This window comes from Pseudomonas endophytica, assembly GCF_001411475.1.
In the GTDB taxonomy this organism is placed as follows: domain Bacteria; phylum Pseudomonadota; class Gammaproteobacteria; order Pseudomonadales; family Pseudomonadaceae; genus Aquipseudomonas; species Aquipseudomonas endophytica.
Map to the genome: position 1 here is coordinate 1 of NZ_LLWH01000205.1, position 24,298 is coordinate 24,298.

The following is a 24,298-nucleotide window of genomic DNA, read 5'->3' on the forward strand; positions in this document are numbered from 1 at the left end:
GCGGGTCTTTATGGAGGAGGGACCACTGGCCTTGCCGGAGCCATTATTAGTGGACGAAGAGTTCCAAGAAGGCACTGTGGCGTACTTTCATATGTGTCGGGGTGTCTACCGTGAAATGCATTCGTGGCCGGTGTATGCATTTGGTTTTTTAACTATTCAGTTTTGCAGCGGCTGGACGTTACCGTGCCGATTTTCGGAATGGATTTATACCCGGCCTAAAGCAGCCTTTCCAACGTCAATCCTAGAATGGTCTAAGCCACTGCCTGCCGAGCAACACGCCAAACCCAGTGCCGAGTTGGTGCAACAAAGCACCGAACTTCGTCAGGCCTTGAACAAAGGGCAGAGTTTGTTTGATTACTACAAGATCAAGTTTTCTGAGCCTGAAGCCTCGGTTGAACAAGTGGAACATTTAAATGAATGATCCTAAGTTCAACCGACTACCTCATGCCGGAGATTTTGAGGTTGAAAGCGGCACAGAGGCTTTTTATCTATCTCCTAAACCGTTACCGACGGGATCAGCCGCATTCACAGGTCAACGAATGCATCGCGCGGTAAATGATGTGTTCTTGGATTTTGCTCATAGTGTTAGCGGTTTGGAATTCGCTGTGCGAGTCTCGGTTGGGTCTGTTATTTTCATGATGATCTTCTTTTTTTTAGTGAATGTGCTTTTGGCAGGGTCATCTTTTTATCATGGCTGGCCATTCTGGAGTAATCTCATTGAAAATGTAGAAAACCCTTTTTTATGGGGCTTTACTGCCATGCATATACTTATTGCTGGAGTCCCTCTTTACAAAAGTGTCCATGAAATAACCTCCGTCCCACCAGTCCGTTTCAACCGCCAACGCCGCGAAGTTGCTTACGTCCGCCAAAAAGGTGAGCCGCCATTAATCGTCCCATGGGAAGAAGTTATTGCCTGTGTCACGGCTGGCACCACCGTTAACCAGTACGCCGTTATGCACAGTTATTCGCTGATGATAGGGCTACGCGACAGTAGCAGTGGCGAAGTTGTGTGGTTGACGCTGAATGTTGGCCATTTAAGTTTGGCGGTTAGCGAGTGGGAGGCGCTGCGGGTCTATATGGAGGAGGGGCCACTGGCCTTGCCGGAGCCATTATTAGTGGACGAAGAGTTCCAAGAAGGCACTGTGGCGTACTTTCATATGTGTCGGGGTGTCTACCGTGAAATGCATTCGTGGCCGGTGTATGCATCTTCTACCGCAACATCAAAAAATCGCAGCCTGCGGCAGCTCCTACGCGGGATATTTGTCTGCCATCACACCCTGTGTGGATAAGCATGCCCACAAACTCGCCCCGTATGGACGTCGCAGGGTAGACGCTTTAAACCGTCTCCTCCGGTTCAAACGGCTTACGCACCGCTCTCACCACTGGCCTTAGCAATTCAGTTGGCGGTGTTTCGCAGCTGATTTTGCGGCCCAGCTTTTCTTCGATGGACGGTAGCTGATACGAGTCGTCTTCACCGGCAAAGCTGATGGAGACGCCCGCCGCGCCCGCTCGGCCGGTTCGGCCAATGCGGTGTACGTAGTCATCTGGTACTTCTGGCAAGGTGAAGTTGATGACGTGGCTGATGCCGTCGATGTGGATGCCGCGTCCGGCGACGTCGGTGGCGACCAGTACGCGCACTTTGCCTTCGCGGAAGCCTTCGAGGGTTTTGATGCGTTTGTGCTGCGGTACGTCGCCCGACAGTTGGGCGGCGTTGATGCCGTCGCGCACTAAGCGCTCTTCGATGCGCCGTACTTCGTCTTTACGGTTGGCGAAGACGATGACGCGCTCCCAGCCGTTGTCATTCACTAAGTTGAACAGCAATTTGTATTTGTCAGCGCCCGCCACCGCGTACACGTGTTGCTCAACCAATTCGTTGGCGCCTATCTGCGCTTCGATTTCAACAATCGCAGGGTCGGTTGTCCATTGTTTGGCCAGGTTCATCACGTCTTCGGTGAAGGTTGCGGAGAACAGCAGTGTCTGACGCTCAGCCTTTGGCGGTGTCTGGCGAATGATCTGGCGAACCTGTGGGATGAAGCCCATGTCGAGCATGCGGTCGGCTTCGTCGAGCACCATCACTTCAACCATGTCCAAGTGCACTTCGCCGCGCTGGTTGAAGTCCAGCAGACGGCCTGGTGTGGCCACCAGAATGTCGCAATGACGGGCTTCCAGCTGCTTGAGCTGTTTGTCGAAGTCCATGCCACCCACGAAACTCATGACGTTGAGGTCGGTGTATTTGGTCAGGTCGGCGGCGTCTTTAGCGATTTGCACGACCAGTTCACGGGTTGGAGCAATGATCAGCGCGCGCGGCTCGCCCATGTAACGTTCTTTGGGCGGTGGTGTTTGAGTCAGTTGGCTAATGATTGAAACCAGAAACGCCGCAGTTTTGCCGGTGCCAGTTTGGGCACGGCCAATGGCGTCGCGGCCACTTAGGGTGTAGCCCAACACGTTTGCTTGAATCGGTGTGCAGTACGGGAAGCCTAAGTCCTGAATGGCGTGCATCAGTTCAGGGGCGAGCTTGAAATCGTGAAAGCGGGTTTTGCCTTCTTGTGGCTCGACGATGAAGTCTTCAAGTTTCCAAGGAATAACCGGTGGCTTGGGCGCCGCTTTACGCTGGGGCTTGGCTACTTTTGGCTTTTCGCTGCGCGCTCGTTCAGGCGCGGGCGCGGCGGCGGGAGTGGACACCGCGGCTTGGGAGGGAGCAGTGCGGCCAGGCTGCTGCGCGTCGGTTCGCGGGCTGGGGCTGCTAGGGGTTGTCTTGGACGCTGGCGCGAGCGGCTCAGCCTCGCTTTTGCCGAATATTTTTTTGAGTGCTTTGAGCACGGTCATCTCATCAGTTGGTTAAGGAGTGTACGCCGGGCAGTGTAATGCAAGTCGCGTGCTCGGCGTAGTAAACGACAGGATGTTTCGTTTTTAAGCCAAGCGCTCGCTCAGCCAAACACCGATGTCGCGAATCTCTTCTGGTAACACTTGGTGACCCATTGGGTACTCTTGCCATGTAACGCTTACACCCAAACGCTTCAAGTGCTCATAAGCCGTTCGGCCCATAGCGTTGAGCACGACCTCATCGTGTTGACCGTGTAAGCAGAGCGCCGGTATCCGTTGCTGGCTGGCAGAGAGTGTCAGCTCATTACTGAAGGTTGGAGCATAAGTGGATAGGGCAAGTACGCCACCCAGCGGCCCTTGCCATTTTTCATAAGCGGTGTGGAAGACCACGGCGCCCCCTTGAGAAAAACCGGCAAGAAAAATTCGGTTCGGGTCGATACCCGCAGCCTTCTGCGCTTCGATCAATTGAATGACGGTTTCTGCCGACTCATCCAACTCTTCGAGGCTGATCGAACGGGCAGGGCTCATGGCCTTGATGTCGTACCAGCTGGGCATGGCATATCCGCCATTGATCGTCACCGGCCGAGTAGGTGCCTGCGGCAAAACAAACCGCGTGGTTAATAGCGATTCTTGCAGCGCTTCAGCCACCGGCAGGAAGTCAAAGCGGTCAGCTCCCAAGCCGTGAAGCCAGATAACACAAGCGTCTGGAGTCTTTGGGGGCTGAATAATCAGAGGTTCGGTCATGGCTGCTCCATCGTTGGGCGCACCCGCGCAATCAGTGCGCGAGAACGGTGCGCGTTCTTTTCAATGCGTAGAAGGCTGTCGTCTGTGTTGGCGTTCTGCCTATTAAAACAGGGCTGAATCGCTTAACTCGTTGGAGTGGTACGGGCTTTGCTATGTGGACAGTGACGTTAGCAGATTCACCTTCGCAGGTAACACTAACAGGCTACAGGCGAGGGTGGGGCAGCAAAAACCTGACGGGTGAAGTTAGACACGGAATTCAACAGCTCAGGTGAGCGCTTCATTTCGAAGGTGAGAGCGATACATCCATCGCGCAAGGCTTATGCCGCTTGACCTAATAAAAAGCCAACACGGGTCAACCATGCCTCACAAGGGGGCGGCGGGTCTTGTTAAAACACAAAAAGAAACTTGGAGATTTGAATGAAACAGTTGAAATCCACCCTGGCCTTGGCCACCGCAGCTGTTGTTTTGAGTGTGACGGGGTTCGCTCATGCCGGTGCAACATTGGACGGCGTTAAAAAGAAAGGCTTCGTGCAGTGTGGCGTCAGTGATGGTTTGCCGGGTTTTTCGGTGCCGGATAAAGACGGCAAGATTTTGGGGATTGATGCTGATATGTGTCGCGCAGTGGCGGCGGCTGTGTTCGGCGATGCAACTAAGGTCAAGTTCAGCCAATTGAATGCCAAAGAGCGCTTCACTGCGCTGCAGTCGGGCGAAGTGGATGTGCTGTCGCGCAACACCACCTGGACCAGCTCTCGTGATGCGGGCATGGGCTTGTTGTTTACCGGCGTTACCTATTACGACGGCATTGGCTTTTTGGTCAATAACAAGCTGGGGGTAAAAAGTGCTAAAGAACTGGATGGTGCGACCATCTGCATTCAGGCCGGGACCACCACTGAACTCAACGTTTCCGACTACTTCCGCGCCAATAACCTGAAATACACCCCCATCACTTTTGACACCTCAGACGAAAGCGCCAAGTCACTTGAAAGTGGCCGTTGCGACGTACTGACCTCCGATAAATCCCAGCTGTATGCGCAACGCAGCAAGCTGGCCAGCCCTACTGACTACATCGTATTGCCAGAAACCATTTCTAAAGAGCCTCTGGGCCCGGTCGTGCGCAAAGGAGATGAAGACTGGTTCAACATCGTTCGCTGGACCCTGTTTGCCATGCTTAACGCTGAAGAAGCAGGCGTCACCTCGAAAAACGTAGTGGCTGAAGCCAAATCGAGCAAAAACCCTGACGTTGCCCGTTTGCTGGGGGCTGACGGTGAGTACGGTAAAGACCTGAAACTGCCGAAAGACTGGGTTGTACAGATCGTTAGCCAAGTCGGTAACTACGGCGAAGTGTTTGAGAAAAACCTCGGTAAAAGCACGCCTTTGGCCATTGACCGCGGGCTGAACGCCTTGTGGAACAACGGTGGCATCCAATACGCACCGCCTGTGCGCTGATAGCCCTGTCATCCGGTGGGCCAACCACCGGATGCTGTCTTGATTTATTTTTCACTGGGGCATTTCATGCAGACAAAAGTCGGCGCACCCAAGCCCAGGCTTAGCCTTGGCGACCCACGTGTGCGTGCGTGGGTATTTCAGATCATCACCGTTGCGTTGGTGGTGTTCGTCGGTTGGTATTTGTTCCACAACACTCAAACCAACCTGCAACACCGGGGGATTACCTCGGGGTTTGACTTTCTGGAGCGCAGTGCCGGGTTTGGTATTGCGCAGCATTTAATTGATTACACCGAGTCCGACAGCTATGCGCGGGTTTTCCTTATCGGTTTGCTGAATACGCTGCTGGTGTCGTTGATTGGCGTGGTGTTGGCGACCATTCTGGGCTTTGTTATCGGCGTGGCGCGCTTGTCACCGAACTGGATGATCAACAAGCTGGCGACGGTGTACGTCGAAGTGTTTCGCAACATTCCTCCGCTATTGCAGATCCTGTTCTGGTACTTCGCGGTCTTTTTGACCTTGCCGGGGCCACGCAACAGCCACAACTTTGCAGACACCTTTTATATGAGCAGCCGCGGCCTGAATATGCCTGCCGCTGTGGGGACTCCTGCGTTCTGGCCCTTTGTGATCAGCCTGGTGCTGGCGATTGTCGCCGTCGTACTGATGGTGCGCTGGGCCAAAAAACGCTTTGAGGCGACCGGTGTCGCGTTTCATTCGTTTTGGGCGGGGCTGGGGCTGTTACTGGTGATTCCGGGGCTGTGCATGCTGCTGTTCGGCTCGCCAGTGCATTGGGAAATGCCAGAGCTCAAGGGCTTTAACTTTGTCGGTGGCTGGGTGTTGATCCCAGAATTACTCGCGCTGACCATCGCTTTGACCGTGTACACGGCTGCCTTTATTGCTGAGATTGTGCGCTCGGGGATCAAGTCGGTCAGCCACGGTCAGACCGAAGCCGCGGCCTCGCTCGGCCTACGCCCCGGACCGACGTTGCGCAAGGTGATTATTCCGCAAGCGCTGCGGGTGATTATTCCGCCGCTGACCAGCCAATACCTCAACCTGGTGAAAAACTCATCGTTGGCAGCAGGCATCGGTTATCCCGAAATGGTTTCACTGTTTGCCGGCACGGTCCTCAACCAGACCGGCCAAGCGATTGAAGTCATCGCCATCACCATGAGCGTTTATCTGGCGATCAGTATCAGCATTTCGCTGCTGATGAACTGGTACAACACGCGCATTGCGCTGATTGAGCGATGAGGGCGCGACTATGACGACGCATGTTTTCAAACCTGATATGCCGCCACCGGGCAACCGAATTGGCATCATTGCCTGGGCGCGGAGCAACCTGTTTTCCAGTTGGCTCAACACCCTGCTGACGCTGTTTTCGATCTACTTGGTGTGGTTGATCGTGCCGCCGTTGCTGAACTGGACACTCTTCGACGCTAACTGGGTAGGCACTACGCGGGCGGACTGTACGAAAAGCGGAGCTTGCTGGGTGTTTATCGAGCAACGCTTTGGTCAGTTTATGTACGGCTATTACCCGTCGGCACTGCGCTGGCGCGTTGATTTGACGGTGTGCTTGGCGATCATCGGCGCCGCGCCGCTGTTTATCTCGCGCTTCAAGCACAAAGCCATCTACGGGCTGAGCTTTTTGGTGTTGTACCCGCTTGTCGCCTACAGCCTGCTGCACGGCGGGTATTTGGGGCTGACCAACGTGGCGACCAGCCAATGGGGCGGCCTGATGCTGACCTTGGTGATTGCCGCCGTGGGCATCGCAGGTGCCTTGCCACTGGGCATCATGCTGGCGCTGGGCCGCCGCTCAAACATGCCGGCGATTCGCGTGGTGTGTGTGACGTTTATTGAGTTCTGGCGTGGCGTACCGCTGATCACCGTGCTGTTTATGTCATCGGTGATGCTGCCGTTGTTTCTGCCCGAAGGCATGAACTTCGACAAGCTGTTACGGGCCTTGATCGGGGTGATTCTGTTTCAGTCGGCGTATGTGGCCGAGGTGGTGCGCGGCGGTTTGCAAGCCATCCCTAAAGGCCAATACGAAGCGGCTGCGGCCATGGGTTTGGGTTACTGGCGCAGCATGGGCCTGGTGATCTTGCCGCAAGCCTTGAAACTGGTCATCCCCGGCATCGTTAACACCTTTATTGCCCTGTTCAAGGACACCAGCCTGGTGATCATCATCGGCCTGTTCGACTTGCTCAACAGCGTCAAACAAGCCGCTGCCGACCCGGCCTGGCTGGGCATGGCCACTGAAGGCTATGTGTTTGCGGCGTTGGTGTTTTGGATTTTCTGTTTTGGTATGTCCCGCTACTCCATACATCTGGAGCGCAAGCTGGACACTGGCCACAAGCGTTAGTAGGAGTTCGATATGAGTGAAGCAATCAAAAAGCCTGCTAGCCCTGAAGGCATTATCCAAATGCAGGGTGTTAACAAATGGTACGGCCAATTTCACGTACTCAAGGACATCAACCTGAACGTACAGCCGGGTGAGCGGATCGTCTTGTGCGGGCCTTCGGGCTCGGGCAAGTCGACCACCATTCGGTGTCTTAATCGCTTGGAAGAGCATCAGCAAGGGCGGATTGTGGTGGACGGGGTCGAGTTGACCAACGACCTCAAGCAGATCGAAACCGTGCGCCGTGAAGTCGGCATGGTGTTTCAGCATTTCAATTTGTTTCCGCACCTGACCATTTTGCAAAACTGCACGTTGGCCCCGATGTGGGTGCGCAAAATGCCCAAGCGTCAGGCCGAAGAAGTCGCCATGCATTACCTGGGGCGCGTGCGTATTCCGGAGCAAGCGCATAAGTTTCCGGGGCAGTTGTCGGGTGGTCAGCAGCAGCGGGTGGCGATTGCCCGGGCGTTGTGCATGAAACCTAAAATCATGCTGTTCGACGAACCGACCTCAGCGCTGGACCCAGAAATGGTCAAGGAAGTCCTCGACACCATGATTGGTTTGGCCGAAGACGGCATGACCATGCTCTGTGTGACCCACGAAATGGGCTTTGCCCGCACCGTGGCTAACCGGGTGATCTTTATGGACAAGGGGGAAATCGTCGAACAGGCCGCGCCGAATGACTTCTTCGACAACCCGCAAAACGACCGGACCAAACTGTTTTTGAATCAAATATTGCATTAAAGATCGCAGCCTGCGGCAGCTCCTACGCGGTCCGGTAGGAGCGAGCTTGCTCGCAATCTTTTGATCTTTAAAAGCAAAAGATCGCAGCCTGCGCGGAGCACAAGCATTGCGCTACAACCCCGGCATCAAACCCGCCGCCAGCGCCTCCAGCAACGCGTTGACCTTAGGCACCGCTTCCCGGCTCTTGGGCCAGACCAAATGGATCGCCAGCCCTTCGCTGGCCAAATGTGGGAGCACTTCAACCAAGGTGCCTTCAGCCAGTTGCTGTTTGATCAACCACGTGGGCAGCTGTGAGATACCACACCCCGCCTGCACCGCCATGACTTGCCCCTCACCATCGCCCACGAGGTATTGCGCGGCCATCATCCGACGCTCCATTTCGGCGGGCTGATTGCCAGTGAAGCGCCAAGGGCCAGCGGTGCCATCTGCACGGGCGTAAGCGACGCACACGTGCTGCTCTAGGTCGCGGTCGGTCAACGGTTCGCCGTGTTGCTGGAGGTAAGCCGGCGATGCGCAGAACACCAGCCGCTCGCTACCCAGATAACGATGCCCCCAGGCGCCGGGCCATACGTCCGGGCCGCCCACCCGCACAACAATGTCGACACCCTCTGCAACCGGATCGATAAACCGATCAGAAAATGAAATGTGCGGGTGCAACAGCGGATGTCGCTGCAGGAACGTCAATAGCACTGGCAACGCCCGCAAGCGCCCGAAGGCCGCGGGCAGATCAATTCGGATTCGGCCTCGTGGCTCAACGCTTTCGGCCTGTAGCCAGCCCTCAGCTTCCTCCAACTCTGCCAGCACGCCAGTGCAGGTGCGGTAAAACGCTGCGCCAGCGTCGGTCAGTGACAAGCGGCGGGTCGTGCGGTTGAACAAGCGCACGTGTAACCGATGCTCTAAGCGAGCAATGCCTTTACTGACCGCAGACGCTGTGAGGTTCATACGCTCAGCCGCGACCTTGAAACTTCCAGCGTCTGCGACGCAGACAAACACATCAATGCCCTTTAAGCGCTCGGAAGAAAACACAGCCACCTCTTATTAGTGAATTAAATTCACGCTATTAGGTAAAAGTTATCGCAAATAGGATCATATTTCCGCATTAAGCTTTTAGGTGATGACTTTCCTCTCTATTAAGGCTTACTTATGTCCTCGCACACTCCCACCGTTTTAATCACTGGGGCCACCGGCCAAATTGGCGGCGATACCTTGCGCATGCTCTTGACAGACGACAGCATCACCGTGGTTGCGGCCGTACGTTCCGAAGCCAAGGCCGAACCTTTCAAGGCGCAAGGCATCCGTACCGTGATCATGGACTTCGACAAAGAAGAGACGTTGGCACCCGCGCTGCAAGGCATAGATCGCGCCCTGCTCGTCACGGGCTACACCGTGGACATGCTGCGTCAAAGCAAAGCGTTTTTAGACCAAGCGAAAAAAGCCGGCGTGCAGCACGTTGTGCACCTCGGTGCTTGCGGCCGTGACGACACCACTATCGGACATTGGGCTTGGCATCAATTGGTCGAGCGTTACATTGAGTGGTCGGGCTTTTCGTTCACCCATCTGCGCCCAGAATGCTTTATGCAAAACCTGTTGAGCTACGACGGTACTCAAGCGGTTAAGTCCGGGGTGATTGAGCAATACACCGGCGACACCGCGTTCAGTTGGGTAGACGGTGAAGACGTTGCCCGCGTGGCCGCACAAACCTTGTTGCACCCGAGCAAACATGCCGGTCAAACCTATCGTTTGGGTTATGACATTCAGTCCTACGGCGATGTTGCGAATATCATGACCCGAGTGCTGGGCCAGCCTTTTCGTTACAACGCTCAGACACCGGAAGTCTTTTTAGAGAACATGCGCGCGGCAGGAGCCGAAATGGCTTACATGACCTGCGTACACGACAACTTCAAACGCATGGCTGAAGACTCTATCCCCGGTGTGCGCGACACCTTTGATAACTTCACGGCTATCACTGGCCGCCAGCCGGTACGCTGGGAAGATTTTGTCAAAAAACATAAAAGCGCTTTCGTGTACTAACAGACAAAGCCGTCCACCACCCGCCATCAAATAGTGGCACAATGCTATGCACAATTTCATGCCCAACCCAAGGGCATGAACCGTGCATTTTAAACAGTCGAATCACCCCCCAGAAAATCGACTGTGAAGCTAAGTAGCGCGGTCCTCCCTGCTGTAACGATTTAAAGAGCGCAGACCGCGCTTATCACTTTTGCGTTCCAAAATGATTACACGGCCGGCTAACAATCATTATTTCTGACGGTGTTGATAGCCAAATTAGATGGAACCTCTGCCCCACGCTGCAACTCTTGTTAGAAAGAAACACAGCGCGTTTAATTCGCGCCGCGAATGAGTAAAACATTTCGTCTAAAACTAAATTTCGAAGGGAACTCTCAGGGATTCTGTTTTCAAATTTTGATAACGTATGGGCACTTTTTGGAGCGAATGAAATGGGCGAATTACCGTTACTGAGTCTTCGCCGACCGCTTCTGACGCTTTGAAGAGGATAAGATTTTGACAGCCATGGATACCCAGAGCCCACTTTCTCTTCAGAAGGCCATAGACAACTGCGCTCGCGAGCCCATCAGAACCCCCGGCAGCATCCAGCCTCAAGGGTTTTTACTGGTCGTTGAAGAAACAACCATGAGTATTCTTCAGGCCAGCGCAAACGTGGTCGATTGGATTGGCATTGATGCCCAAAGCCTAATTGGTAGTTCTTTCGATGCGCTGATCAAGCATGGGTCCGAGTTTGTCGAGCAACTCAGTGAACTTGACGAAGATCAGTTACAGGCGTTTCACGTCGGTGATGCGACTGTTTTGAAAGGCAACAATGTGGGCATGTCGGTGGCAATAATGCTTCATCGCAATGATGGTGTGCTGATTGCGGAGTTCGAGCCTGCTAGCGACGCCACTGTTGCGCACGGGCGCTTGTACCCAATGATTCGCTCATTCGTCAGCCAAATGCGTGAAGACGAGTCTATTGACCAGCTGTGTCAGCGTGCGGTCGGCTTTATCAAGCGCATCACCGGCTATGGACGGGTTAATGCCTACCGATTCGATGACTCAGGCAATGGCCTAGTCAACGCAGAGCTAGCCGATGAAGGCTTCGACCGTTATTTGGGGCTTTGCTTTCCGGCTTCCGATATTCCTCAACAGGCGCGTGACCTTTATTGCGCTAATCGAATCCGGATTATCTCAGACGTCAACTACGTACCTTCGTCCTTGGTTCCCGCTGAAAACCCTAAGACCGGACTCCCTCTGGATCTCAGCTACGCCACGCTGCGCAGTGTGTCGCCCGTGCACCTGCACTACATGCGAAACATGGGCACCGGCGCGTCTATGTCTGTCTCAATCGTGATAAACGGCAAACTGTGGGGGCTGATTTCCTGCCACAACGTATTGCCTCGCGCGGTCAGTTTTCAATCGCGCACCGCCTGCGAGCTGCTGGGGCGTGTTCTGTCGCTTCAATTAGAGACAAAAGTCGCTCACTCACGCAGCCAGAAAATGCTCATCCTGCGAAAGCAAATTGTGCAGATGCTGGCTGCAATGGCAGACCACGACAGCGTGTTTAAAGGTATCCAATCCGTTAAAGATATCTTTTTGGATTTCGTGGGCGCGTCGGGGGCTGCGGTGGTTTCGGACACCGAGTGTGACCTGTATGGCTTGACCCCCAATGAGAATCAGGTAAGAGCACTCACCGACTGGCTTGAGCAGCGAGAGGGTTCACTGGTTTTTTCAAGCGACAATGTGAGCCGTGATATTCCTCATCTGCCCGGCCTCGCTAAGTCTGTTGGCGGCGTACTCGCCGTCTCGATTTCGCAACTGCACTCCAGCTACATTGTGTGGTTCAAACCGGAACAGGTTCACATCATGAACTGGGCGGGCAAACCCAACAAAGTCGTCAGCGATGAGGGCAAGTTGTCACCGCGCCAGAGCTTTGCAATGTGGCAAGAGACGGTTGAGGGTTTTTCGACGCGCTGGGACGACAGCGAAATCGAGGGAGTGTCTGAGTTGCGGCAGGCCGTGCTCGGTATCGTGTTGCGTAAAGCCGAAGAGCTGGCCCAAATGGCCAGCGAGCTGAAGCAATCCAATAAAGAGTTGGAAGCCTTCTCTTACAGCGTTTCCCACGACCTGCGCGCACCTTTGCGCCACATCGCAGGCTACGCTGAACTGCTCGGCGATATGGAGGTGGATAACCTCACTGAACGTGGCCAGCGCTTTTTGGACACAATCGGCGAGTCGGCAAAATTTGCTGGCACGTTGGTCGACAACCTGCTCAGTTTTTCTCAAATGGGCCGTTCCGCCATGAGGCTCAGCGAGGTCAATCTGAGCGCAATGATTGAGTCGATTAAACGTGAAATGAAACCGGAGTATGAGAACCGAGCCATCGAATGGAAGGTCTCAGAATTACCAGTGATCATTGCCGACCCTGCTTTTTTACATCTAGCGCTGCGCAATCTGGTGTCTAACGCCATTAAATACACGCGCAATGAGCCGGTCGCAGTGATTCAGATAGAAGCCGTCAGCACGACAGACCACGTCACCGTGAGCATCAAAGACAATGGTGTTGGCTTCGACATGAAATACGCCGACAAGCTATTCGGGGTATTTCAGCGCCTGCATCGCATGGATGAATTTGAGGGCACTGGGATTGGCTTGGCGAATGTAAGACGAATCGTCGAGCGCCATGGTGGCACCGTGCAAGCTCAAGGCCGATTAAAAGAAGGTGCCACATTCTCTTTCTCTCTTCCCAAAAGACACCTAAGCCCTGTTAGCTGAATTTATCGAGGAGAAACTATGCTTAAACCGATTTTACTCGTAGAAGACGATCCAAATGATTTAGAGCTGACTCTCGTCGCCCTTGAGCGCAGCCAGCTTGCCAATGATGTCGTGGTCGTTCGTGACGGCGCGGAGGCGCTCGACTACCTGTTCAAACGCAATAATTTTGCAGACCGCGGTGATGGTAATCCTGCTGTGCTGCTGTTGGACCTCAAGTTGCCTAAGGTTGACGGCCTGCAAGTGCTCGAGTCTATTCGCACTACGGAGGAGCTGCGTAGCATCCCTGTGGTCATGCTGACCTCTTCAAGAGAAGAGCCTGATCTGTCACGAGCTTACCAACTGGGCGTTAATGCTTATGTCGTGAAGCCTGTGGAGTTCAAAGCGTTTGTCGGCGCGATATCAGACCTAGGTATCTTCTGGGCTGTCTTGAACGAACCACCTCCCGGCTCTGTCAGAACGGTACGCCGCTCAAATTCCTGACAGCGTCCACTTTAAGAACAGCTCACCTCCATGCCCCTTAGCAAGCTGAAAATACTGCTGGTCGAAGATAGTCCCCACGATGCGGAGTTAACCATTCTGGCCTTGGAGGTGAGCGGATTTAAAGTCGAATCGACCTTGGTACACAATCACTCTGAAGCTGAGCAAGCGCTTAGATCGGATGTGTTTGATATCGTCTTGTGCGACTACCTTCTGCCAGGATCTTCAGGGGCGGAGGTGCTACACATTGCTCAGCACATCGCGCCTGAAACACCGTTTATCTTTCTGTCCGGGATGTTTGGCGACCAACAAGCCGTTGAAATGATCCGCTTGGGCGCTGTGGATTACGTGCTCAAACAAAACCTGAAAATGCTACCTAAAGCGGTTAGACGGGCAGTGTTAGAGGTTCGAGAACGCAAACAACGTCAAAAAGCAGAAGCTGCGCTGCAAGAGGTCGAAGTGCGTGCAAGGCTGGCGATTGAGGCCGCCTTTATGGGGGTCTGGGAGCTTGACATCAAAAGTGGCAGGTTGCTGTGGGACGAGCGCTGTAAAGCGCTGTACGAGATGCCTCCCACCGCCACAGTGGATCTGGATTACTTCTTCAGCCGTTGTCATCCAGAAGACCGTCCCGAGGTCGAATTAGCTGTTTATAACGCCGTCAACCATCAGCAAAACTACCACACCGAATACCGAATTTTTCTGCATGGCAATCGCGAACGATGGTTGTTTGCGAGCGGTCGAGCCGTTTTTGAAAACGGCGAATGCGTTCGCTTTACCGGCATAGTGCAAGACATCAGTGAACGCAAGCGCGCAACCACTGAGTTGGAAGAGCGCAACCAAGAGCTCGGCCAGAGGATCGAGCAGCGAACCCGTGAGCGTGATCGAACGTGGGAGCTGTCCAGAGAGCTGCTGGCGGTGCTGCGTTTTGACATGACGCCTATCGCGGTAAACCCCGCTTGGCGCTCTGCACTGGGCTGGACAGACACTCAGCTCAATGAAATGAGATTGTGGGAGCTGATTCATCCCGAGGATGTTGAGGCCACGGTCAAAGAGACGGAGAGCATCGCCAGCGGCAACATCTCAACCCGCTTCGTGAATCGGATGCGCCATATTTCAGGCGCTTACCGCTGGTTGTCTTGGACGATCGTCCCTGAAGACGGGCTGATGTATGCCGCCGTGCGTGACATCACTGACGAGCGAGCCGTGGTTGAAGAACTCGCCTCTGCCAACCAACGCCTACGCGATCAAATCAAAGAGCGTGAGCGTGTTGAGGCTGCTTTGCAGCAGTTACAAAGGCTTGAAGTCGTGGGCCAACTGACCGCCGGGGTCGCGCATGACTTTAACAACCTGCTGACGGTCATTCTGACCAGCACCACCTTCGCCATTCGAGACATTGAAAGGGGAACACTAGAAAAGACCACCCAAAGGCTGAGCAATGTCATTGCCGCCGGTGAGCGTGGCGCTAAATTAACCGCTCAATTGTTGTCGTTTTCGCGTCGTCAGCGCTTGGTGCCGGTCGTTATTAATTTGAACGATGTCATCAGAGACATGGGCAGCCTGATCGCCAGGGCAATGGGTGCAAACAATTCAATCCGCTATGACCTGAACCCAAAGCTCAGTAACGCGATGGGTGACCCCACGCAAACTGAAATGATCATTCTCAACTTGGCCATTAACGCACGCGATGCAATGTCATCGGGCGGGACGATAACCTTTTCCACCTCCAACCTGACTGTTGATCAGCCGCCCATCCGCCCCGAAGACCCGGACATGGGTGATTATTCTGTTTTGTCTATCAGCGATACCGGCAGCGGCATGACCGAGGATACGTTGTTCAAGGCGTTTGAACCCTTTTTCACCACTAAAGACGTCGGTAAGGGCTCGGGCTTGGGCCTGGCCCAAGTGTTTGGGTTCGCCAAGCAGTCAGGTGGCGGCGTTAACATCGAATCAAAGGTGGGTGTAGGAACCTGCGTCAGGGTCTACTTGCCCAGCGTGAATCAATCTACCCATAAGCAAACGGCCATCGACCCTGCACCTCCCACCACGCTCAACCATGCAGGCAAAACTGTACTATTGGTAGATGATGACGCAACCGTTAGAGCGGTCACCCTACAGATGCTTGAGTCTCTGGGTTACAAAGTCAAAGAGGCTTCAGACGGCATTCAAGCCCTGGAAATGATTGACTCAACCATTGCCGTGGTCGTGACTGACTACGCCATGCCCGACATGACCGGTGGCGAATTGGCATCGACCATTCGCCAGTCTCACCCCGACCTGCCCATCGTCTTCGTCACCGGCTATGCCGATATTGATGTATTGGGCCTGCAAACGGCCTTCGTTATCCAAAAGCCCTTCGATGAAAAAATGCTTCAAGAACGGCTGATAATGGCGATGAGTCATCAAGGCAACTAGCTGCTGGTTAACGCCCAACTTTCACCCATAAAAAAACCCGCGCTTCTTACGAAGGCGGGTTTTTTTGGTCTAGCGACCTTAGTGCGCGTAAGTCAGTAGCAACTCACTCGGCACTTTAAAGTCCAGTGACATCATGACGCTCAGGGCGGTGATGGTGAAGATCGAGAACACGAACAGCTTACGTGCCCACACTTTGTCGTCGACAGCTTTGTAGCCCGTCCACGCCATGTACAGCCAGTACATACCCATCGCAGCAGCCACGGCCATGTAGCTCATACCGGCATAACCGCCAAGAGTGAGCATCAGGGTCGCGATCAAGAACGCGAGGATATAGAGCAGGATGTGCTTCTTGGCGACCTTGATCCCGCGCTTCACTGGCAACACCGGAATCGACGCAGCCAGGTAATCGTTGAAGCGGAAGATCGCGATAGCGTAGGAGTGCGGCATCTGCCACAGGCTGAACATCACCAGCAAGGTCAGTGCGGCCATGTCGAAGTGATTACTCACTGCAACGTAACCAATAACCGGCGGCATTGCACCCGACAGACTGCCGATAAGCGTGCCGTGAACCGACTTACGCTTAAAGTACAGGCTGTACAGAACCACGTAGATCACGAAACCAATCGCGGCAAACAGAGCCGCCAACGGGTTGGCCACGCGATACAGCAGTACAAGCCCTGCAACCCCCAGCAAGGTGGCGTAAATCAACGCCACCTTGAGGGAAACCAAGCCTTGAACCAGTACGCGGTTCTTGGTGCGATCCATTTTGATGTCAATGTCGCGGTCGATGCAGTTGTTAAACACGCACCCGGACGCAACCACCAAGGAGGTGCCAATCACCGCAGCCAAGAACAGGGCAAGGTCAAAATGCCCCTTCGAGGCCAGGAAGAACCCGCCTGCCACAGAAAGCACGTTACCGAAAATGATCCCCGGTTTGGTGATTTGGATAAAGTGCTTAAAGGACATCGGGTTTACCTCACTTCGCCATCATTTCAGCGTGGATGCTGAACATAATCCACAGGGACAAGCCCACCAGCAGAACAATAACCAGCGCCGAGAAGATCAGCGCTACAACGCTATTGCGTTGCTCTGGGGAACGGTCCATGTGCAGGAAGTACACCAGGTGAACAACCACCTGGATAACTGCGGTCAACAGCACGATCGCCAGAGTGGTCGACTTGGCCAGGATCGGGTTCATCACCAGCCAAAACGGAATTGCAGTCAGGATCACCGACAAGATGAAGCCAGTTGCGTAGGACTTCACGCTGCCGTGGTTCGCGCCGTCAGAATGTGCGTTAGCCATTTACAGAGTCCCCATCAGGTAAACAACGGTGAATACGCAGATCCACACCACGTCCAAGAAGTGCCAGAACAAGCTCAGGCAGCTCAGACGCGTTTTGTTGGTCGAGCTCAGGCCGTTACTTTGAACCTGATACATCATGATCCCCATCCAGATCAGACCACAGGTCACGTGCAGACCGTGGGTGCCGACTAGGGTGAAGAACGCGGACAAAAAGCCGCTACGGTGTGGACCGTAACCTTCAGAAATCAACAGGTGGAACTCGTTGATTTCCATACCGATAAAGCCAGCGCCCAGCAGGAAGGTCACAGCCAACCAGCCCAACACGCCGCTTTTATTGCCTTTATAGAACGCGAGCATGGCAAAGCCATACGTGATCGAACTGAACAACAGCAGTGCGGTTTCACCCAGCACGTAAGGCAGTTCGAAAATATCGTGGCCCGACGGGCCACCCGCTACGTTACCCACCAGTACTGCGTATACCGCGAAGAGCGATGCAAAGATGATGCAGTCGGTCATCAGGTAGAGCCAGAAACCGAATACGGTAGTCTCGCCCGCGTCGTGATGGTGGTCATCGTGCCCATGGTCATGGCCATGGGCGTGTCCAGCATTGGTCGCTATATTCGACATGGTTTATGCCTGTCCCAACTTGGTTTCAACACGGTCAGCCGGTATTACTTTGGCGGCCAACAGACGCTTGTGCTGCTCGGCTTCGATGCGCTCGATGGTTTCCACCGGCACCATGTAGCCTTGGTCGTCACGGGCAGCGTGTATAACGAAGTACACAACAGTGCCAACCAGACTGGCGATAGCCAACCACCAGATGTGCCAGATCATTGCGAAACCGAAAACGGTCAGCAGTGCGCCCATTACCACACCGGTCGCGGTGTTGTTAGGCATGTGGATCGGCTCGTACTTGGCAGGCGCTTTATACGCAGTTCCGTCTTCTTTTGCTTCGGTGAACGGGTCAATGCCTTTCACGGTTGGCAATACAGCGAAGTTGTAGAACGGTGGTGGCGACGAAGTCGACCATTCAAGGGTGTGCGCATTCCATGGATCGCCGAAGTCGCAACGATTTTCTGGCTTGTTACGGTCACGAACCGATACGTACAGCTGGATCAACTGGCAAGCAATACCCACAGCAATCAGTGCAGCACCGACCGCAGCAACGTACAGGTAAGGCACCCACTCAGGGTTGGTTGTGGCGTTCAGACGACGAGTCATGCCCATGAAGCCCAGTGCGTAGAGCGGCATGAAGGCGATGAAGAAGCCGATGATCCAGAACCAGAATGCAGCCTTGCCCCACTTCTCGTTCAGTTTGAAGCCGAACGCTTTCGGGAAGTAGAAGGCGAAACCAGCGATGTAGCCGAAGACTGCGCCACCGATGATTACGTTGTGGAAGTGAGCAATTACAAACAAGCTGTTGTGCAGTACGAAGTCAGCACCCGGGATGGCCAACAGTACGCCGGTCATACCGCCGATGGCGAAAGTCACCATGAAGCCCAGTGTCCACATCACCTGGCTGGTGAACTGCAGACGGCCGCGGTAAATGGTGAATAGCCAGTTAAATAGCTTCACCCCCGTCGGGATGGAAATCAGCATCGTCGCCAGACCGAAGAAGGCGTTAACGCTTGCACCCGAACCCATGGTGAAGAAGTGGTGCAGCCAAACCATGAAGCCCAGTACCGAGATCGCGCCGGAGGCGTAGACCATCGAGTGGTGACCGAACAGACGCTTGCCAGTGAAGGTCGAGATAACTTCAGAGAAGATCCCGAACGCCGGCAGAATGAGGATGTACACCTCAGGGTGACCCCACGCCCAGAACAGGTTCACGTACATCATTGGATTGCCACCAAGTTCGTTGGTGAAAATGTGGAAATCCAAGTAACGGTCAAGGGTCAGCAGAGCCAAGGTAGCGGTCAGGATCGGGAACGAAGCCACGATCAGAACGTTTGCCCAGGTGCAGGTCCAAGTGAAGATAGGCATGTCCATCAGTTTCATGCCTGGAGTACGCATTTTCAGCACGGTTGCCAGGAAGTTAACCCCGGTTAACGTCGTACCTAGCCCTGATAGCTGTAGCGCCCAGATGTAGTAGTCCACACCCACGCCCGGACTGTACTGCAAGCCCGACAGCGGCGGATAGGCAACCCAACCCGTTTTAGCGAATTCGCCGACGCCCAGCGACAGGTTAACCAGTACCACACCGGAGACCAGCAGCCAGAAGCTCAGGGAGTTCAGGAACGGATAGGCAACGTCACGTGCGCCGATCTGCAACGGCACTGCAAGGTTCATCAGGCCGGTGAAGAATGGCATCGCCATGAAGATGATCATGATCACACCGTGAGCGGTGAAGATCTGGTCATAGTGTTCAGGCGGCAAGTAGCCAGGCGAACCCTCGGTGGCCATGGCCAACTGAGTACGCATCATGACGGCGTCGGCAAAGCCACGCAAAAGCATGACCATGGCAACGATGATGTACATCACGCCGATTTTTTTGTGGTCGACTGACGTTAGCCATTCGGTCCACAGGTAGCCCCACTTTTTGAAATACGTGATTGCAGCGACGAGCGCCAAGCCGCCGAGCAGAATCATAGCGACGGTGACCATCACTATCGGCTCGTGGAACGGTATGGCGTCCAGACTTAATTTACCTAACATCGTTTACTCCTCTGCCCCGGCAGCTGAATTCGAGGTGTTGTCCAAACTTTGGGTCCCGGACACTTCTTTCTTCTCGTGCTTCACGAACTTGCCTGGGTTCATACCTTCATACTTGTCGATGATGATCTGGAACAGGTTCGGCGTGTAGGAAGAGAAAAGCTCAACAGGGTTGTTCTCGCTTGGTTTGGTCAACGCCGCGTATTCAGCGTTATCAAGCTTTTTAGGTGACGCTTTGACTTCATTTACCCAAGCATCGAAGTCAGCTTGAGTGGTCGCGATCGCTTTGAACTTCATGCCAGTAAAGCCAGCACCGCTGTAGTTGGCCGAGATGCCATCCATTTCAGCGTTGCGGTTGGCAATCAAATGCAGCTTGGTCGTCATACCCGCCATGGCGTAGATCTGACCACCCAGGCCCGGGATGAAGAACGAGTTCATGACCGAGTCAGAGGTAATGCGGAAGTTAATAGGCGTGTTGGCTGGGAACACGATCTTGTTAACGGTAGCGATACCTTGCTCTGGGTAGATGAACACCCATTTCCAGTCCAGCGACACCACTTCAATGGTGATCGGCTTAACGTCGGACTCAAGCGGACGATACGGGTCCAGCGCGTGGGTCGACTTATAGGTAATCACGCCTAGGGCGATGATGATAAGAATTGGCACAGTCCAGATCACAACTTCGATCTTGGTGGAGTGCGACCATTTTGGAGCGTAGGTTGCGTTTTTGTTCGACGCGCGATACTTCCACGCGAAGATCAGGGTCATCAAGATGACCGGAACCACGACCAGAAGCATCAACAATGTTGCAGTGATGATCAGATTCCGCTCATCGATCCCTACCTGCCCCACCGGATCGAGCAATGTCATATTGCAGCCTCCCAGCAGCAACGTGCCGAAAAGTGGCAATAAGCCAAGGAGTCTGGGGTACCTTTTTTTAGTCATCTCACGACCTCTAAAACAGCTTGCACAATGCAGTTGGTTTTTTCGCCAACACTTCGCCCTACCAAGGGTTGGCTCTTTTCCGGGCTTGAATAATTGCCTGCTCATCACCTTCAGGTGAATACGCAATCCCGGGTTAGCAGTGATTTCTTATTCGATACGGGGTCAATCGCCTTACTACAGACAATTCCATTTGTGGCGGAACTTAGAAGGGTTGCCAGTACCTGGGAGTCGCATGTGACGCCTGTTGTGAACTGCCCAGACGACCGCCGACTACCCGCTTGGGCTCGGAAGCGAGCAGGCTGGACGTTCAGTGCAGGCGATTGTAGTTAGGAAGCTCCCTACAAACCATGTCTCATCCAGAAATAAATCTTCTCGACTCAAGTAACAATGCCTCACTATTGTTACCCATTACGGCCACACATGCCCTTTTAAAATCCATATAGCACGCCTCTGCCTCGCAGCTGATACGCCCCTTTTTGGAGCACTAATTGGGCGGAGTATACGCCCCAAACGCCCAATTAAAGAGGCGTACAGCCGATTCCCTTGAAGACGTCGAACGGCCAATTCAAAGGTCTGATCCGTAAAAAAAACGTGCTAGGGATAAATCCCTCCGAACATTATTTGTACTGATCTGTCCTACACAAAACGCCTTCTGCGACACTTTCGCCGTGACAATATGTCGCACAATTCAACTATCACTTTAGTGCGTGAATTCACGCCCTGTTGACATTTTTGCGCGGACAAAAAAAACGCCCCGCATTCTCAGGAAAAATGCGGGGCACCTCAAGTAAAACCCTAACTGTTTAGCTCTGTTTTTTGCGGTTACGGCAGATCCCCAGTGGCACTAGCACGCTGGTCAGGACAAAAGCCATCAACGCCCATTGCGCCAGTGACAGGCCGAACACGGGCGGGTAAGGCGTAGAGCAAAAGCCCTCGACTTGAAAGCCCAAAGGGAACACGGCCGCCAGCGGCAGGCCATCAACAATCGGTTGCAGCACATCTAAACCGCAGCTCACCGCCGGGTTAGCCAAGATGAATACGTGACGCCCAGCCGCGATAACGCCGCCAATAGCGCTCAGTACCACCAGCACTTCAAATACCGTGAGGCTGCGCCGTGTTGGCATCGCAGCGCCTATAAAAGAAAAAATCGCAATCAGCAGCAACGCATAGCGTTGCAGGATGCACAGCGGGCAAGGCGCCTCGCCAAGCACGATTTGCATGTACATCGCGCCACCAATCAGCGCTAAACAAATAACCCCGAGCAAGACTAAAAAACGCTTCTCGCGGCTCAGTCGTATCATTTCATCCGTCATCCTGCTTCCCTTTGCCAGGTTATTTTGGAGTTAAGCCGCAGCCACAAGGCGCGCAGTTTACACCCAGAATATCAACCTGAATGTAGGAGAACTGTGTAGGAAGCGTGTCGCAGACGGATTAATACAAGGTTAAAGCCCACATAAGACGCCTGTAGCCGTTGCCGCAGGCTGCGCCCGTAGGCGGAGCCTTTAGCAACGGCTACAGATAGCCACTTACTCCAATTCGGCTGCTGGCCCAAAGAACTCATAGCGGCTTTGTTTTTCAGGCACACCCAGCGCTTTTAAATGGCGTTTGACGGCACTCATAAAGCCTTTAGGCCCCAGGAAATACGCATCCACATCGCGCTCCTGGCCCAACCATTGCTCCAGCACCTCCTCAGTCAATAGGCCCACGTGGTCAGCGGACGGGTCTTGTTCTTCATAGCAATAGAAACTCTGAAGTTGCGGATGTTGAGCGGACAAGTCCTCGATCCAACCCCGGAAGGCCTGCGACTGTGCATTTTTGGCGCAATGAATAAAGCGAATTGGACGCTGAGTGGCCAGCGCGGCTTCCAGCATCGACAAGGTTGGAGTAATGCCAACGCCACCACTGATCAATACCAGTGGTTTTTCACTGACAGTGAGGGTGAACTCACCCGCTGGTGGGAACAAGTCCACCACGTCACCCACCTGCAGCCGGTCATGCAGATAGTTGGACACCACTCCGCCTGCTTCGCGCTTAACACTGATCCGGTAGCGACCGGTCTGCGCTAGGGCCGACAACGAATAGTTGCGACGCACCTCCTCCCCATCAATGTCGAGCTTGATGCCGATATATTGACCGGGTTCAAACTCAAGAATCGGTTGTTCATCCACCGGGCTGAAGTAGAACGAGGTTATTTCTGCAGTTTCTTCAACTTTGTCTGACAACTTAAAGGCCCGCGCTCCACGCCAGCCTCCCGGCGCAGCCGCTTTTTCGTCATAAATGGCAGCTTCAGCTCCAATTAGGATATCCGCCAATTGGTTATAGGCCGCGCCCCACGCCGCCAGCACTTGCGGGGTGGCGATGTCACTGCCCAGCACTTCCTCAATCGCACGCAACAAGCAGGTGCCGACAATCGGGTAGTGCTCCGGCAGGATTTGCAGCGCGACGTGCTTATTGATAATGCGCGCCACCAAGTCACCCAGTTGATCTAAATGATCAATGTGTCGGGCATACATCAATACGCCGTTAGCCAATGCCCGTGGCTGATCGCCGCTGGCTTGGTTGGCTTGATTGAACAACGGGCGCACCTGCGGGTACTCAGTGAGCATCATTTTGTAAAAGTGTGTCATCAACGCCTCACCACCGCTTTCAAGCAACGGCACGGTGGATTTAACAATGGCACGGTCCTGAGCAGTGAGCATAAGGTTGACTCCTAAGCAGATAGATAAGAACTAACTGTCTATTTATAGTCAGCTTTCATGCCAACATTAAAATCGTTTAAAAACAATAACTTAAAAACAATGTAGTCATAAAGACTAAAGCTGACCTATAGTCACTTCGACTACATGAGGTCAATATGACTGCAAAACTCCTGCTCACCGCCCTACTGCCCCTGGTCGCCGACCTGTCTCGCGAACTACCCGAGAGTGAGCGTTACAGACGCTTGTTGGAAGCCATGCGCGCCGTACTCCCTTGCGACGCAGCCGCCCTTCTTCGCCTTGATGGCGAATGGCTTGTACCGCTGGCCGTGGACGGTCTAAGCCTCGATACCCTAGGGCGGCGCTTCAAAGTCAGTGAGCATCCGCGCTTCGAGATACTACTCAGCAGCCCGGGCCCTACCCGATTCCCCAACAACTGTGAGCTGCCCGACCCTTATGACGGATTGGTTGACGGGCTGGCGGAGCATCTGGAAATTCACGACTGCATGGGCTGCCCATTGTTTGTCGATGAACGCCCTTGGGGCTTGCTGACCCTCGATGCTCTGGACCCAAAACGCTTCGAGCCAATTGAACTGGATGCGCTGCAAGCGTTTGCCAGCCTCGCCGCCGCCACCGTCAATGTGGCGCAGCGCATTGAGCATCTGGCGCTGCGGGTGGCCGACGAACAACAAAAAGCCGAGCTTTATCGCCAGGCTCACACCGCCCCCAATAAAGAGCTGATAGGCCAGAGTAAAGCTCATAAACACTTGCTCGAAGAAATTGCGCTGGTGGGTAATAGCGACCTGACAGTCTTGATCACCGGTGAAACCGGGGTGGGTAAAGAGCTGGTCGCGCACGCCATTCATGCCGCGTCCCGGC

At 54.0% G+C, this 24,298-nt stretch carries 20 protein-coding genes and 1 pseudogene; 11 read left to right on the top strand and 10 right to left on the bottom strand.

The annotated features are described in order from the left end of the window. Nucleotides 1-421: pseudogene (locus AQS70_RS23800) on the top strand (hypothetical protein); the annotation flags it as partial. Beyond that, entirely contained in the window at nucleotides 414-1,289 is an 876-nt protein-coding gene (locus AQS70_RS18875) for a DUF6708 domain-containing protein (protein WP_055104266.1), read from the top strand. The pseudogene AQS70_RS23800 and the gene AQS70_RS18875, both read left to right, overlap by 8 nt. A gap of 46 nt (nucleotides 1,290-1,335) precedes the next feature. On the opposite strand, the gene rhlB is transcribed toward AQS70_RS18875, so the two are convergent. Continuing rightward, nucleotides 1,336-2,826: an ATP-dependent RNA helicase RhlB gene (gene rhlB / locus AQS70_RS18880; protein WP_055104267.1), complete on the bottom strand. Its 1,491-nt coding sequence runs from the start codon at nucleotides 2,824-2,826 to the stop codon at nucleotides 1,336-1,338. 84 nt (nucleotides 2,827-2,910) lie between these two features. Next, nucleotides 2,911-3,567 carry an alpha/beta hydrolase gene (locus tag AQS70_RS18885; protein ID WP_055104268.1) on the bottom strand — a complete coding sequence of 219 codons (657 nt, stop codon included), beginning with the start codon at nucleotides 3,565-3,567 and terminating at the stop codon, nucleotides 2,911-2,913. A gap of 417 nt (nucleotides 3,568-3,984) precedes the next feature. Here AQS70_RS18885 and AQS70_RS18890 point away from each other — a divergent pair, with 417 nt between their 5' ends. The 4 genes from AQS70_RS18890 (at nucleotide 3,985) to AQS70_RS18905 (ending at nucleotide 8,146) form a co-directional block, all read left to right on the top strand. Further along, complete coding sequence (locus AQS70_RS18890) at nucleotides 3,985-5,013, top strand: amino acid ABC transporter substrate-binding protein (RefSeq protein ID WP_055104269.1); 1,029 nt, start codon at nucleotides 3,985-3,987, stop codon at nucleotides 5,011-5,013. A gap of 66 nt (nucleotides 5,014-5,079) precedes the next feature. After that, entirely contained in the window at nucleotides 5,080-6,261 is a 1,182-nt protein-coding gene (locus tag AQS70_RS18895; RefSeq protein WP_055104270.1) for an amino acid ABC transporter permease, read from the top strand. A 10-nt stretch (nucleotides 6,262-6,271) separates the two neighbouring features. After that, on the top strand, nucleotides 6,272-7,369 hold the full coding sequence (locus AQS70_RS18900; RefSeq protein WP_055104271.1) for an amino acid ABC transporter permease: 1,098 nt from the start codon (nucleotides 6,272-6,274) through the stop codon (nucleotides 7,367-7,369). A gap of 12 nt (nucleotides 7,370-7,381) precedes the next feature. Next, nucleotides 7,382-8,146: an amino acid ABC transporter ATP-binding protein gene (locus AQS70_RS18905; RefSeq protein ID WP_055104272.1), complete on the top strand. Its 765-nt coding sequence runs from the start codon at nucleotides 7,382-7,384 to the stop codon at nucleotides 8,144-8,146. A gap of 111 nt (nucleotides 8,147-8,257) precedes the next feature. On the opposite strand, the gene AQS70_RS18910 is transcribed toward AQS70_RS18905, so the two are convergent. Further along, nucleotides 8,258-9,172: a LysR family transcriptional regulator gene (locus AQS70_RS18910; RefSeq protein WP_055104273.1), complete on the bottom strand. Its 915-nt coding sequence runs from the start codon at nucleotides 9,170-9,172 to the stop codon at nucleotides 8,258-8,260. 117 nt (nucleotides 9,173-9,289) lie between these two features. On the opposite strand from AQS70_RS18910, the gene AQS70_RS18915 reads away from it, so the two are divergent. The 4 genes from AQS70_RS18915 (at nucleotide 9,290) to AQS70_RS18930 (ending at nucleotide 15,823) form a co-directional block, all read left to right on the top strand. Beyond that, complete coding sequence (locus tag AQS70_RS18915) at nucleotides 9,290-10,177, top strand: SDR family oxidoreductase (RefSeq protein WP_055104274.1); 888 nt, start codon at nucleotides 9,290-9,292, stop codon at nucleotides 10,175-10,177. 501 nt (nucleotides 10,178-10,678) lie between these two features. Then, nucleotides 10,679-12,934: an ATP-binding protein gene (locus AQS70_RS18920; protein WP_055104275.1), complete on the top strand. Its 2,256-nt coding sequence runs from the start codon at nucleotides 10,679-10,681 to the stop codon at nucleotides 12,932-12,934. An 18-nt stretch (nucleotides 12,935-12,952) separates the two neighbouring features. Then, nucleotides 12,953-13,414, top strand: coding sequence for a response regulator (locus AQS70_RS18925; protein WP_055104276.1), 462 nt, complete (start codon nucleotides 12,953-12,955; stop codon nucleotides 13,412-13,414). Nucleotides 13,415-13,444: 30 nt separating this feature from the next. Further along, on the top strand, nucleotides 13,445-15,823 hold the full coding sequence (locus AQS70_RS18930) for a response regulator (protein WP_055104277.1): 2,379 nt from the start codon (nucleotides 13,445-13,447) through the stop codon (nucleotides 15,821-15,823). A gap of 78 nt (nucleotides 15,824-15,901) precedes the next feature. On the opposite strand, the gene cyoE is transcribed toward AQS70_RS18930, so the two are convergent. From cyoE to hmpA, 7 genes are all read right to left on the bottom strand, one after another. Then, nucleotides 15,902-16,789 (bottom strand): heme o synthase, encoded by an 888-nt coding sequence (cyoE, locus tag AQS70_RS18935; RefSeq protein WP_055104278.1) that lies wholly within the window; start codon nucleotides 16,787-16,789, stop codon nucleotides 15,902-15,904. A gap of 10 nt (nucleotides 16,790-16,799) precedes the next feature. Beyond that, nucleotides 16,800-17,126: a cytochrome o ubiquinol oxidase subunit IV gene (gene cyoD, locus AQS70_RS18940; protein ID WP_055104279.1), complete on the bottom strand. Its 327-nt coding sequence runs from the start codon at nucleotides 17,124-17,126 to the stop codon at nucleotides 16,800-16,802. Next, complete coding sequence (locus AQS70_RS18945; RefSeq protein ID WP_055104280.1) at nucleotides 17,127-17,753, bottom strand: cytochrome o ubiquinol oxidase subunit III; 627 nt, start codon at nucleotides 17,751-17,753, stop codon at nucleotides 17,127-17,129. It lies immediately after the preceding gene. 3 nt (nucleotides 17,754-17,756) lie between these two features. After that, on the bottom strand, nucleotides 17,757-19,781 hold the full coding sequence (gene cyoB / locus AQS70_RS18950; RefSeq protein ID WP_055104281.1) for a cytochrome o ubiquinol oxidase subunit I: 2,025 nt from the start codon (nucleotides 19,779-19,781) through the stop codon (nucleotides 17,757-17,759). A gap of 3 nt (nucleotides 19,782-19,784) precedes the next feature. Beyond that, nucleotides 19,785-20,723, bottom strand: a complete 939-nt coding sequence (gene cyoA / locus AQS70_RS18955; protein WP_055104282.1) for a ubiquinol oxidase subunit II — start codon at nucleotides 20,721-20,723, stop codon at nucleotides 19,785-19,787. 803 nt (nucleotides 20,724-21,526) lie between these two features. Further along, nucleotides 21,527-22,036, bottom strand: a complete 510-nt coding sequence (locus AQS70_RS18960) for a disulfide bond formation protein B (RefSeq protein ID WP_055104283.1) — start codon at nucleotides 22,034-22,036, stop codon at nucleotides 21,527-21,529. Between the two features lie 213 nt (nucleotides 22,037-22,249). Next, nucleotides 22,250-23,422: an NO-inducible flavohemoprotein gene (gene hmpA, locus AQS70_RS18965; RefSeq protein WP_055104284.1), complete on the bottom strand. Its 1,173-nt coding sequence runs from the start codon at nucleotides 23,420-23,422 to the stop codon at nucleotides 22,250-22,252. Nucleotides 23,423-23,577: 155 nt separating this feature from the next. Here hmpA and AQS70_RS18970 point away from each other — a divergent pair. Further along, nucleotides 23,578-24,298: GAF domain-containing protein (locus tag AQS70_RS18970; protein ID WP_156355227.1), on the top strand; the 721-nt coding region annotated here is incomplete at its 3' end.